General features: G+C 72.3%; 10 protein-coding genes. 8 read left to right on the plus strand and 2 right to left on the minus strand.

From position 1 onward, the window contains the following. Positions 1–104: 104 nt before the first annotated feature. From V8690_RS36510 to V8690_RS36540, 7 genes are all read left to right on the plus strand, one after another. A complete protein-coding gene (locus tag V8690_RS36510; protein WP_338784325.1) occupies positions 105–1,844 on the plus strand; it encodes an FAD-dependent monooxygenase in 1,740 nt (579 codons plus the stop codon). 54 nt (positions 1,845–1,898) lie between these two features. Beyond that, positions 1,899–2,768 (plus strand): intradiol ring-cleavage dioxygenase, encoded by an 870-nt coding sequence (locus tag V8690_RS36515; protein ID WP_338784326.1) that lies wholly within the window; start codon positions 1,899–1,901, stop codon positions 2,766–2,768. Then, entirely contained in the window at positions 2,765–3,850 is a 1,086-nt protein-coding gene (locus V8690_RS36520) for a maleylacetate reductase (RefSeq protein ID WP_338784327.1), read from the plus strand. Before V8690_RS36515 ends, V8690_RS36520 begins: the two co-directional genes overlap by 4 nt. Before the next feature lie 53 nt (positions 3,851–3,903). Next, on the plus strand, positions 3,904–4,740 hold the full coding sequence (locus tag V8690_RS36525; protein WP_338784328.1) for an NAD(P)H-binding protein: 837 nt from the start codon (positions 3,904–3,906) through the stop codon (positions 4,738–4,740). 203 nt (positions 4,741–4,943) lie between these two features. Beyond that, positions 4,944–5,858: a YceI family protein gene (locus V8690_RS36530; RefSeq protein ID WP_338784329.1), complete on the plus strand. Its 915-nt coding sequence runs from the start codon at positions 4,944–4,946 to the stop codon at positions 5,856–5,858. Positions 5,859–6,201: 343 nt separating this feature from the next. Continuing rightward, a complete protein-coding gene (gene fusA, locus V8690_RS36535; protein WP_338784331.1) occupies positions 6,202–8,244 on the plus strand; it encodes an elongation factor G in 2,043 nt (680 codons plus the stop codon). A gap of 142 nt (positions 8,245–8,386) precedes the next feature. Further along, on the plus strand, positions 8,387–9,250 hold the full coding sequence (locus V8690_RS36540) for an alpha/beta hydrolase (protein ID WP_338784332.1): 864 nt from the start codon (positions 8,387–8,389) through the stop codon (positions 9,248–9,250). Here V8690_RS36540 and V8690_RS36545 read toward each other — a convergent pair. After that, the gene (locus V8690_RS36545) at positions 9,237–9,629 is read right to left on the minus strand and encodes an SCO5389 family protein (RefSeq protein ID WP_338784333.1); all 393 of its coding nucleotides are present in this window, start codon (positions 9,627–9,629) and stop codon (positions 9,237–9,239) included. The genes V8690_RS36540 and V8690_RS36545 overlap by 14 nt on opposite strands. A 57-nt stretch (positions 9,630–9,686) precedes the next feature. Continuing rightward, on the minus strand, positions 9,687–10,646 hold the full coding sequence (locus V8690_RS36550; protein WP_338784334.1) for an ATP-binding protein: 960 nt from the start codon (positions 10,644–10,646) through the stop codon (positions 9,687–9,689). Between the two features lie 153 nt (positions 10,647–10,799). Here V8690_RS36550 and V8690_RS36555 point away from each other — a divergent pair, with 153 nt between their 5' ends. After that, on the plus strand, positions 10,800–12,320 hold the full coding sequence (locus V8690_RS36555; RefSeq protein ID WP_338784335.1) for an ABC transporter substrate-binding protein: 1,521 nt from the start codon (positions 10,800–10,802) through the stop codon (positions 12,318–12,320). Positions 12,321–12,341 lie beyond the last annotated feature (21 nt).

Genomic DNA, 12,341 nt, shown 5'->3' on the forward strand with positions numbered 1-12,341 from the left:
CTCGTCGCGAACGGGTGTCTCGTAATGAGACACCCGCGACCGGCCGAGCCGCTCCATGATCATGGACGCTCGATGTCCGCCCCCGTCCCCCGCAGGAGCGCCCCGTGTCCACCGTCGTCGAGACCGACGTCCTGATCGTGGGCAGCGGCCCGGCAGGTGCCTCGGCCGCGCTCGCCCTGAGCACCTACGGCGTGCCCAACATCGTGGTGACCCGCTACGCGAGCCTCGCCGACACGCCCCGCGCGCACATCACCAACCAGCGCACCATGGAGGTGCTGCGCGACCTCGGCGTCGAACAGGAGGTCGTCGCGCAGGCCACCCCGCAGCACCTGATGGGCAACACGACGTTCTGCACCAGTCTGGCGGGCGAGGAACTGGGCCGGGTGCGCTCCTGGGGCAACGACCCGCTCGTGCAGGCGGAACACGAACTCGCCAGCCCCACCCGCGTGTGCGACATGCCGCAGCACCTCATGGAGCCGGTCCTCGTGAACGCGGCCGTCGCCCGCGGCACCCAGCTCCGCTTCCAGAACGAGTACCTCTCCCACACCCAGGACGCCGACGGCGTCACGGCCACCGTCCGCGACTGGCTGCGCGGGGACACCTACGAGATCCGCGCCCAGTACCTGATCGGCGCCGACGGCGGACGCTCCAAGGTCGCCGCGGACGCCGGGCTGCCGATGGGCGGCCAGATGGGCGTGGCCGGCAGCATCAACATCGTCTTCGAGGCGGATCTGGCGAAGTACACCGCCCACCGCCCGGCCACCCTGTACTGGGTCCTCGCGCCCGGCGCGACGGTCGGCGGCATCGGCGCGGGCCTGGTGCGCTGCGTCCGCCCCTGGAGCGAGTGGCTGATCGTGTGGGGCTACGACGTCACCGCGGGCGCCCCGGACCTGACCACCGAGTACGCCGAATCCGTCGTACGCAAGCTCGTCGGCGACGACGACATCCCCGTGACGATCAGGTCTTGCTCCGCATGGACCGTCAACGAGATGTACGCGGAGAGCTACGCGAACGGGCGCGTCTTCTGCGCCGGCGACGCCGTGCACCGGCATCCCCCGTCCAACGGCCTCGGCTCCAACACCTCCATCCAGGACGCCTACAACCTGGCCTGGAAGCTCAAACTCGTCCTCGACGGCACCGCCCACCCCAGGCTGCTCGACAGCTACACCGCCGAGCGCGCGCCCATCGGCCGGCAGATCGTCACCCGCGCCAACCAGTCCATCCGCGAGACCGCCCCGATCTTCGAGGCACTCGACGGGCTCTCCCCGCAGACCCCCGAGCAGCTGTGGGCCAACATCGCCGCCCGCAAGGACGCCACCGAGGCCGCCGAGAAGCAGCGCGCGGCGCTGCGCGAGGCGATCGCCTTCAAGGCGTACGAGTTCAACGCGCACGGCGTCGACCTCAACCAGCGCTACACCTCCGGCGCGATCGTCCCGGACGGCACACCCGACCCCGGCTTCACCCGCGACCCCGAGCTGCACCACCAGCCGTCCTCCCGCCCCGGCGCCCGGCTCCCGCACGCCTGGATCACCTCCGGCTCCCGCACGCTCTCCACCCTCGACACGGTCGGCCGGGGCCGCTTCACCCTGCTGACCGGCACCGGGGGAGAGGACTGGGTGCGGGCGGCCGAGGCCCAGGAGCCGGAGATCACCACCGTGGTCATCGGGCCCGGCCAGGAGTACGAGGACCCGTACGGCGACTGGGCACTCCTGAGCGGGATCTCCGACGCGGGTGCCCTGCTCGTACGCCCCGACGGTTTCGTCGCCTTCCGGCACGCGTCCGCCGCGCCGGACGCCGGCGAACTGCTCGCGGACGCGTTGCGGAGCATCCTCGGACACGCCTGAGCGAGCAATCATGGAAGCAAGGGCAGCAGCGGACATCGACGACGAGGAGCCGGGATGACCACCGACGCGACCGGGGCCGGCATCAGCGAGCAGGCCCTCGCCAGCCTCCGGGGAACCGCCGACCCGCGGCTGCGCGAGCTGCTCACCGGCCTCGTCCGCCATCTGCACGACTTCGCGCGCGAGACCCAACTGACCCAGGAGGAGTGGGAGCGGGCGATCGCCTTTCTCACGGCGACCGGGCAGGCCTGCACCGACACCCGGCAGGAGTTCATCCTGCTGTCGGACGTGTTCGGGCTGTCCATGCTCGTGGAGACCGTCAACGGCCACCGCGCGCCCAGCGCCACCGAGCCCACCGTGCTCGGCCCCTTCCACATGACCGAGTCGCCGGTCCGCGCCCTCGGCGACGACATCGACCTCGTGGGCGGCGGCGAACCCTGCGTGGTCAGCGGCCGGGTGGTCTCCGCTGACGGCACCCCGCTGCCCGGCGCCGTCGTCGATGTCTGGCAGGCCGACGACAAGGGCTTCTACGACGTCCAGCAGCCCGGCGTCCAGCCCCCAGGCAACGGACGCGGACTGTTCACCGCCGGCACCGAGGGCCGCTTCTGGTTCCGCACCTGCGTCCCGGCGCCGTACCCGATACCCACCGACGGCCCGGTCGGCGGGCTGCTGCGCGCGACCGGACGGCACCCCTACCGCCCCGCGCACATCCACTTCATCGCCACGGCCGAGGGACACACGCCCGTCACCACGCACATCTTCGTGGCCGGCGGCGACTACCTCGACTCGGACGCGGTGTTCGCCGTGAAGGAGAGCCTGGTCCAGGACTTCGCGGAGACCGACGACCCGACCCTGGCCCGGGAGTTCGGCGTGGCGAACCCCTTCCGGCTCGCCCGCTTCGACCTCGTCCTGGAGCGTGCGGCATGACATTCCAGAGTGAGTTCTCGTACGAGACCCGGCCCGTGCGGGTCGTCTTCCGGCCCGGCGCGGCCGTCACCGCGCCCCCGGGCGAGGCCGCCCGCCTGGGCCTGCGGCGGCTGCTCGTGGTCTGCGGCAGCCGGGGCGAAGCCGTCGCCCGGGCGGTCGCTGACGCGCTCGGCGACACCTGCGTGGGAGTGCACGCCGAGGCCCGGATGCACGTACCGGTCGAGGACGCCGACCGGGCCGTCGCGGCGGTACGGGCGGCCGGGGCGGACGGCTGCGTCGCGGTCGGCGGAGGCTCCGCGATCGGCCTCGGCAAGGCGATCGCCCTGCGCACCGGACTGCCGCTGATCGCCGTGCCCTCGACGTACTCGGGTTCCGAGATGACCCCCGTGTGGGGCCTGACCGAGCACGGCACCAAGCGCACCGGTCGCGACCCGGTCGTCCAGCCCCGCGGCGTCGTCTACGACCCCCGGCTCACCCTCTCCCTGCCCGTACCGCTGACCGTGACCAGCGGCGTCAACGCGCTCGCGCACGCCGTCGAGGCGCTGTACGCCCCGGACACCTCGCCGCTGGTCTCGGTCATGGCCGAGGAGGGCGTGCGGGCCATGGCCGAGGCACTGCCGCGACTGGCCGCCGACCCGGAGGACCTGGACGCGCGCAGCCGGGCGCTGTACGCGGCATGGCTGTGCGGCACGTGCCTAGGCGCGACCACGATGGGGCTGCACCACAAGGTCTGCCACGTGCTGGGCGGCACGTTCGGACTGCCGCACGCCGAGACACACACCGTCGTCCTGCCGTACGTCCTCGCCTACAACGCTCCCGCGGCCCCGCACGCGCTGGCCGTACTGCGACGGGCCCTCGGCACCGACGACCCGCCCCGCGCCCTGTGGGAGCTGGCCGGCCGCCTCGGAGCATCGCGTTCCCTCGCCGAACTCGGCCTCGCGGAAGGCGACGTGACACCGGCGGCGGGCCGGGTCGCGGGCGAGCCGTACGCCAACCCGCGCCCGGTCGCGGCGGACGAGGCCCGGGCCGTGCTGCGAGCGGCGTACGAGGGAGGCCCGCCGGCCGATGAAACCACCCTCTAGCGGACTCGGATTCGCGGACAGAAAGTGACCACAAGGCTTCCTACGGTCCTGCCATGACACAGACGCAGAAGATTCTTGTCACCGGCGCCACCGGAACCGTCGGCCGCCGGGTCGTCGCCGAACTGCTCGCCCGGGGCCACGAGGTCCGCGCCCTCACGCGGGACGCCGCGAAGGCCGCTTTCCCGGCCGGTGTGGAGGTCGTCGAGGGCGACCTGACGCAACCCGACGATCTGGGCCCTGCGTTGGAGGGGGCCGCCAGCCTCCATCTGATCACCTTCGGCGGCGCCGCCTTCACCCCGCTGGAGACCGGCCCGCGCATCCTGGAGCTGGCCCGCTCGGCCGGCGTCCGCAGGATCACCGTGCTGCACGGCGGCGGACCCACCCCGCTGGAGGACGCGGTACGTGCCGACGACGGTGTGCAGTGGACCGTGCTCATGCCGGTCGAGTTCATGGCCAACGCCCTTGAGTGGGCGGACGGGATCGTCGCCTCGGGCGAGGTGCGGGAGCCGTTCGTCGCACGGCTGAGCGCCATGGCCCACGAGGGCGACATCGGAGCCGTCGCCGCGGTGGCGCTCACGGAGGAGGGCCACGGAGGCCAGGACTACGTGATCACCGGCCCCGAACTGCTCACCGTCGGCGACAAGGTGGCGACGATCGCCGCCGCCGCCGGCCGGGAGATCACGCTGGTCGAGCTGACCGAGGAACAGGCCGTCGAGCAGTGGCGGGCGGCGGGTCTCACCCCGGACGTGATCGGCTTCCTGCTCGAGGCGTACGGCAATACCCCCGAGGTGGGCCGCACGGTCTCCGGCACCGTAGAGAAGGTCACCGGCCGCCCGGCCCGCACTTTCGCCCAGTGGGCGGCGGAACACGCGGACGCGTTCAAGGCGTAGGCGCCGAGCGGCTGTCTCCGGGTGACTCCGGCTGTCTCCGGCCGTCTCTGGGTGTCTCTGGGGTGTCTCGTAATGAGACACCCGTCCCGGAGACCGGTCCCGCAAGATCGACAAGGGGGTGTGACCGCAGCATGGTGCGGCCGTTGGCGTGGGCTGACCTCGCCGCCCGTACGGCCGTGCCGCCCCGATGAAAGGTGAACCACATGGCCCTCGCACTGCTCCGGCGCCGGCGACTCAAGGGCGCCTCCGCCGCAGCGGCGGGCCTCGCCCTCCCCCTACCCTCCGGCGCGGGTGCCGTGGCCCGCGAGGTCGTCGATCCCATGGGCACGCCCCTGGCGGCCGCGGATGTCACCGTCACCGCGCTGGACACCCACCGGGTGGCGGCCCGCGGGACGACCGACCCGTACGGCTACTTCCTCGCCGCGCTGCCGCCCGGCCGGTACGGCTTGATGATCGCGGCGGAGGGCCTTCAGCCGCACCGCGAGACCATCGAGATCGCGGTGGGCACGTCGACGCCCACCGAGCGGGTCTGGCTGCGTGCGGCCGAGGCCCTCCAGCTGCCGACGCCCGGAACCTGGCTCTTCGACCCGCCGCACACCGCGATCCGCTTTATCGCCAAGCACGTCGGCATGGCCCATGTCCACGGCCGCTTCGAACGCTTCGAGGGCGGGATCCGGATCGCCCAGGACATGACCGACTCCCGGGTGCACGTCCGCATCGACGCCTCCAGCATCAACACCGGCAACACCACCCGCGACAACCACCTGCGGTCCGCCGACTTTTTGGACGTCGATCGCTTCCCGTACATCGACTTCACGAGTGCCCGCTTCGCCTACCGGGGCGGCAGCAAGTGGACGCTGCTGGGCTCCCTCACGATGCACGGCGTCAGCCGCTCGGTCTCGCTGGACACCACCTACCTCGGCACCGTGAACGGCGGCTACGGGCAGGAACTGCGCTGCGCGGCCCTGGCGACGGCGGAGCTGCACCGCGAGGACTTCACGCTCAACTGGCGTTCCATGCTGGCCCGGGGCATCGCGGTGGTCGGTCCGACCGTGCAACTGGAACTGGACGTCCAGGCGATGTACCGGACCCACGACACCCCGACCCCGCCGGAATAATCCCTGGCCCGGCTCCCTCCGCCGTCCCTACACTCACCGAGTACCCGGCGCCGCCCACGACGTGAGCGGCGGCGCACCGTCGTGACGAACGAAGGGAGACTGCCATGCGTGACCGCACCGCTGCCGCCGTCTCCCCGCCGCGCTACGAGGTGATCCTCGTGTCCTCGTCGCTCCGGTGCCCGCTGCGCGGCGGGCGCCGGATGACCGGGACGAACGTCTGACAGCATGTGCCGCAGCTTGCTGACGTGACGTCAGCAAGCTGCGGGCGCCTGGCCACGCGCCATGCCCGCCTCGCCCGGTAATCGCGCTGCCCTTTCCTGAACGCTTCGAAAGGCCCTGGGCCGTGCGCATCAACCACAACCCGCTCGCCGTCGTCCGCAACCTCGGCATCCTCGCCCACGTCGACGCCGGCAAGACCACCGTCACCGAACGGATCCTGTTCGCCACCGGAACCACGCACAAGCGCGGCGAGGTCCACGACGGCACGACCGTCACCGACTTCGACCCGCAGGAGCGGGACCGGGGCATCACCATCTTCGCCGCGGCGGTGAGCTGCACCTGGGACGGTCACCGCATCAACCTGATCGACACCCCGGGGCACGTCGACTTCGCCGACGAGGTGGAGCGTGCGCTGCGGGTCCTCGACGGCGCGGTGGCCGTGTTCGACGCGGTGGCCGGGGTGGAGCCGCAGAGCGAGTCGGTGTGGCGGCAGGCCGACCGGCACGGCGTACCGAGGATCGCGTTCGTCAACAAGATGGACCGCGCCGGTGCCGACCTCGACGCGGCCGTCGCGTCGATCCGGGAGCGACTGCACCCGGATCCGCTGGTCGTGCAGCTGCCGATCGGCTCGGAGGACACGTTCACCGGCGTCGTCGACCTCGTACGCATGCGCGCCCTGCGGTGGGCCGACGGCGGCACCTTCGACGAGGCGCCGGTGCCGGACGACCTCCGGGACGAGGCCCTCGCGCGCCGCCGGGCGCTGGAGGAGGTCGTGGCGGAGCTCCATCCGGGCGCCCTGGAGGAGTTCTGCGACACGGGCGCGCTCGGCGAGCGGACCCTCTCCTCGGCGCTGCGGGACCTGGCCCGGGACGGCGACGGCGTGGTCGTGCTGTGCGGCTCCGCGTACCGCAACCGCGGTGTGGAGCCGCTGCTCGACGCGGTCGTGGCCTATCTGCCGTCGCCGCTGGACGTGCCGCCAGTGCGCGGCACCTACGAGGGCGAGGAGCAGGAGCGGCCAGCCGATCCGGCGGCACCACCGGCCGCCCTCGCCTTCAAGGTGCACGCCACCCCGACAGGACGGCTGACGTACCTGCGGATCTACTCCGGCACGATCGAGAAGGGAGACACGTTGTGGGACGCGAGCGCGGGGCGCACCGAGCGCGTCGGCCGCATCCTGCGCGTCCAGGCCGACCGGCACGCACCCCTGGACCGGGCGGTCGCCGGGGACATCGTCGCCGTCGTCGGGCTCAAGTCGGCCCGCGCCGGCTCGACCCTGTGCGCGCCGGACGCCCCGCTCGTCCTGGAACCGCCGGGCGTGCCCGAGCCGGTGGTCTCGGTCGCGGTCGAGTCCCGCAGGGCCGGCGACACCGACCGTCTGGCGTCCGGGCTGGCACGGCTGACCGAGGAGGATCCCTCGCTGGTCGTGCGGACCGACCCGGAGACCGGGCAGACCGTGCTGTCGGGCATGGGTGAACTGCACCTGGAGGTGGCGGTGGAGAAGCTCCGGCGCGAGCTGGGGCTGGAGGTCAACGCCGGCCGCCCCCGGGTCAGTTACCGCGAGACGGTCGCCCGGGGCGTGTCCGGGCTGGTCTACCGGCACGTCAAACAGGACGGCGGGGCTGGGCAGTTTGCCCATGTCGTCCTCGACGTGGAGCCGTACGAGGAGGGCGGCTTCGCCTTCCGGTCGGCCGTCGTCGGCGGACGCGTGCCGCAGGAGTACGTCCGGGCGGTCGAGGCCGGCTGCCGCGACGCCCTCGCCGAAGGGCCGCTCGCCGGGCACCCGGTGACCGGGCTGCGCGTCACGCTCACCGACGGGGCCACCCATGTGAAGGACTCCTCGGACACGGCGTTCCGCACGGCCGGCCGCCTCGGCCTGCGCGAGGCCCTGCGCGCCTGCGCGATGGTCCTGCTGGAGCCGGTAGTCGAGGTCACGGTCACCGTGCCCGAGGACGCGGTGGGTGGCGTGCTCGGCGACCTCGCCGCCCGGCGCGGCCGGGTGACCGGCTCGGTCACCCGCGCGGGCGCGGCGGTCGTCACCGCCACCGTGCCACTGGCCGAACTCTTCGGCTACGCGACCCGGTTGCGCAGCCGCACCCAGGGCCGCGGCACCTTCACGGCCCGGCCCACCGGGTATGCGCCGGCGGCGGGTGCGATGCCGGTGCGGTAGAAGGACGGCGGTCGGCCCCTCCCCGGAGGAGGAGGGGCCGACCCGCTCATGGTCAGGACACCACCGTCGACGGCACGGTGGAGGCTGACACCCGGCGGATATCCGGTTGTCCCAGCTTCCGCCTCCTGCCACCCTCGCGCCCATGCCCACCTTCACCGCCCCCGACGGCACCACCCTCGCCTACCACGTGACGGGGGACGGCCCGCCCCTGGTCTGTCTCCCCGGTGGTCCAATGCAGGACTCCGTCTACCTGGGAGACCTGGGCGGCCTGTCCGCCCACCGCACCCTGGTGCGGCTGGACCTCAGGGGTACCGGCAGCTCGGCTGTGCCGCGGGACACGGCGTCGTACCGTTGTGACCGGCAGGTCGCCGATGTCGAGGCGCTGCGTGAGGAGTTGGGTCTGGAGCGGCTGGACCTGCTCGCGCACTCCGCTGGTGCCAACCTGGCCGCGCTGTACACGGCCCGTCATCCGGAACGGGTGGGCCGACTCGCCCTGATCACGCCCAGCGTCTTCGCCGTCGGCCTCGACATCACCGCCGAGGACCGCCTGGAGACGGCACGCCTGCGCCGGGACGAACCGTGGTTCGCCCCGGCGTACGCGTCCCTGGAGGCCATCACGGCCGGCCGGGCGACGGCCGGCGACTGGGACGCCGTCGCCCCGTTCTGGTTCGGCCGCTGGGGCGACGAGGCCCGGGCGTTCCGCGCGGCGGAGCAGCGACAGCGCAACGACGAAGCCGCCGCTCGCTACGCCTCCGACGGTGCCTTCGACACCGAGGGCACCCGGAGCGCCCTTGCCGCGTTGCGTTCACCGGTGCTCGTCCTCGCCGGGGAGTACGACGTGGCGGGGCCTGCGCGCGTGATGAAGAAGTACGCGGGGTTGTTCCCGAGCGCCGAGTTGGTCGTGCAGAGCGGGGCCGGGCACTTTCCGTGGCTGGACGAGCGGGGGCGGTTCGTGACCGCCCTGGCGCCATTTCTGGGCGACGGCGGCGGTGTCAGCAGTCCCTGAACTCCGGCGACTGGTTCAACACCTGGGACCGCACGGACGTGAAGCGCGCGTACGTCTCCCCGTCCCGCGACTCCGGCCGGAACGCCGCCACGCGGTGGCAGTTCTGGAAGGCCAGGGTGATGCCGAAGTGGCGTTCCAGGCTCGTGCGGATCGCGTCGCTGGCGAGGGCGCGCAGGAGTTGGCCGCGTTCCTGTTCGGAGGGGGGAGGGGTTTGGTTGTCGGTGAAGTCGACCTGGCCGTTGTGGAGTTCCGTGGCGAGGGAGGCTATCAGGTCGTAGGCGTAGGGGAGGGACGTGCGGACAGTGTCCACGAAGTCCTCCTCGCGGATGTCACCCTGCTCGGCTTCGGCGAGGAGCTTCGGGGAGACGTCGAGAGACATGGGGGAGTGTCGTCCTGTCTGGTCGGGAGGTGCGGCGGTAAGGGGGCGGCGAGGAGGTCAGGTGCTGGGCCGGGTGCCCGGGACGTAGTCCGGGTCGATCTGGGCGGCCAGGTCCTCGCCCGTGCGTGCGTCCGCCCACGCTCGGGCGTTGCGCAGGTGGAACTCCACGGCGTGGCGGTGGAGCCGGTCCCAGTCGCGGGGGTGGGAGTCGACGGCCTCGCGGAGGATCGTCAGGGCGTGGCGGTTGTGCGGCTCCAGGGAGTCCAGCGCGTCCAGGCCGCCCTCGGTGCGGCCCTGTTCGGCCGCGCGGACCCAGGGGGACTGGACCAAGTAGGTCAGGAGGTCGTCGCCTACCTGTTCCTTGAGGAAGAGGAGGTCGTCCTCGCAGGTCACCTTGTTGCCGATGACCGCGATGCGGATGCCGAACCGTTCCGCGTGGTCGCGGTACTGGCGGTAGACCGAGACGCCCTTGCGGGTGGGTTCCGCCACCAGGAAGGTGATGTCGAAGCGGGTGAACAGGCCGGAGGCGAAGGCGTCCGCGCCCGCCGTCATGTCGACGACGACGTATTCGCCGGGGCCGTCGACCAGGTGGCCGAGGTACAGCTCGACCGCGCCCAGCTTGGAGTGGTAGCAGGCCACGCCCAGGTCGGACTCGTCGAACTCGCCCGTGACCATCAGCGGGACGCCGCCCGCCCGGCCGACGTGCCGCGCGTGAAGTTCGTCGTCGCCCAGTGGGCGCAGGAGGCGGGAGCCGCGTCCCGGGGGAGTTGTTTTGATCATCGCCTCGCGGGAGGTGATGCGTGGGTTCGTGCCGCGGAGGAGGTCCTTGATCTCGGCCAGGTGCTCGCCCAGGGGAGGGGCGGACTTCTCCTCGTCGCCGAGCGCCTCGGCCAGGTGCTGGTTGATGTCGCCGTCGATGGCGAGGACCGGGGCGCCGGAGCGCGCCAGGTGGCGGGAGAAGAGCGCCGACAGCGTGGTCTTGCCGCTGCCGCCCTTGCCGACGAACGCGACCCTCACGACCGCTCCGCTTTTTTGAAAATGGATGTCATGTGGTTAGGTTTAGGAAGTGATCGTCGTCGCTGTCAAATCGCTTGCTCCATATGGGATTTTTTGTGGAGTCCGAGGGCCGGGTCCCCGGTCGGCCGACGCCTGGCCCTTGGTGCATATGCTGTGCAAGTGCGTGTTCTGAGCATCAAGAGTCCGAGTCCCTTCCGGTTCCTCGCCGCCCTCGTCCTCGTCCCGGGCCTGGCGGGCTGCTTCGCCTCCCCCGGCGGGGAGTCGTCGTCGGACGGCGGGCCGTCGGACTCGCGGCTGCGCGTCGCACTCGCCTTCCCTCCCGCCGAGAACTTCTCGCCGTACGGAGCCGACGCCACGCTCCTCAGCCGGCTCGGCGTCACCGAGGGGCTGACCGCCCTGGACGCCAACGGCGCCGCCGCCCCAGCGCTCGCCGAGTCCTGGCGCCGCGATAACGACCGCACATGGCGGTTCACCCTGCGCGAGGCAACCTTCCAGGACGGCACGGACGTCACCCCGTCCGCCGTGGCCGACGCGCTCACCCGCGCCACGAAGGCGAAACCCGTGCCCGCCGCCCTCGCCGGTGTCACCCTCGACGCCGAGGCCGACGGCAACCGCGGCATACGCGTCACCACCACCGCCGCCGACCCCGTCCTGCCCATGCGCCTATCCAGCCCGAGCCTGGCGATCCTCTCCCCGAAGGCGTACGAGAAGAAGGGCGCGCCCACGCCCGTCGGCACCGCCACCGGGCCCTTCGAGATCACCGAGGTCAGCAGCGGCGGCTCGGCGTCCCTCGACCGCTTCGACGACTACTGGGGCGGCCGCGCCCAGGCCTCCGGCATCGACGCGCGCTTCGTCAAGGACGGCACCGCACGCGCCAACGCCGTGCGCACCGGTGACGTCGACATCGCCGAGGCGATCCCCGTCGCCCAGGCCGCCACCCTCGACAAGGCGACCCTCAGGGAAGCCGGCACCACCCGGACGACAAGCCTTCACCTCAATACCAGGACCGGCCCCTTCAAGGACCCGAAGCTGCGTGCCGCCGCGCGCACGGCGGTCGACTCCTCCGTCATCGTCAAGGGCGTCTTCGAGGGGTACGCCGACCCGGGCGCGGGCATCTACGGTCCCGCCGTCACCTGGGCGGAGAGCAAGCGGATGAAGCCGTCCGGGCGCGCGAAGGCCGCCCGGCCCGACGGAACGTCCATCACCCTCGCCACCTACGACAACCGGCCCGAACTCCCCGAGGTCGCCCAGGTCGTGCAGCAGCAGCTCGAAATGGCCGGCTTCACGGTGAAGCTGGAGGTGCGCGAGTACTCACGGCTGGAGAGCGACGCGCTGGCCGGGAAGTTCGACGCGTTCATCGGCGCCCGCAACAGCCTGCTGGACACCGGCGACCCCGTCGGCGTCCTCGCCGGTGACTACACCTGCGACGGCGGCTACAACCTGGCCCTGCTGTGCGACAAGAAGGTCGACCGGGCCGTCGAGAAGGCCGACGGGACGGACGGCACGGGCGAACGGCAGGACGCGGCCATGGCGGCCGAGGCCGCGATCCTCGGCACGGACGCGGTCGTGCCGCTGGCCCACCAGCAGATCATCGCCGGCGTCTCCACCAAGGTCCGGGGCGTCGTCCTCGACCCGTACGAGCGGGCCCTGGTGGGCACCGGGACGCGTCGCTGACCGTCTCCCGCCGGGGTTCGC

Source organism: Streptomyces sp. DG1A-41 (genome assembly GCF_037055355.1).
Classification (GTDB): Bacteria; Actinomycetota; Actinomycetes; order Streptomycetales; family Streptomycetaceae; genus Streptomyces.

What these genes read in the sequence shown, in the direction of transcription:
- V8690_RS36515 (WP_338784326.1), top strand. Translation starts at nt 1,899, where the DNA reads ATGACCACCGACGCGACCGGGGCCGGCATCAGCGAGCAGGCCCTCGCC.
- V8690_RS36520 (WP_338784327.1), top strand. Translation starts at nt 2,765, where the DNA reads ATGACATTCCAGAGTGAGTTCTCGTACGAGACCCGGCCCGTGCGGGTC.
- V8690_RS36525 (WP_338784328.1), top strand. Translation starts at nt 3,904, where the DNA reads ATGACACAGACGCAGAAGATTCTTGTCACCGGCGCCACCGGAACCGTC.
- V8690_RS36530 (WP_338784329.1), top strand. Translation starts at nt 4,944, where the DNA reads ATGGCCCTCGCACTGCTCCGGCGCCGGCGACTCAAGGGCGCCTCCGCC.
- V8690_RS36540 (WP_338784332.1), top strand. Translation starts at nt 8,387, where the DNA reads ATGCCCACCTTCACCGCCCCCGACGGCACCACCCTCGCCTACCACGTG.
- V8690_RS36545 (WP_338784333.1), bottom strand. Translation starts at nt 9,629, where the DNA reads ATGTCTCTCGACGTCTCCCCGAAGCTCCTCGCCGAAGCCGAGCAGGGT.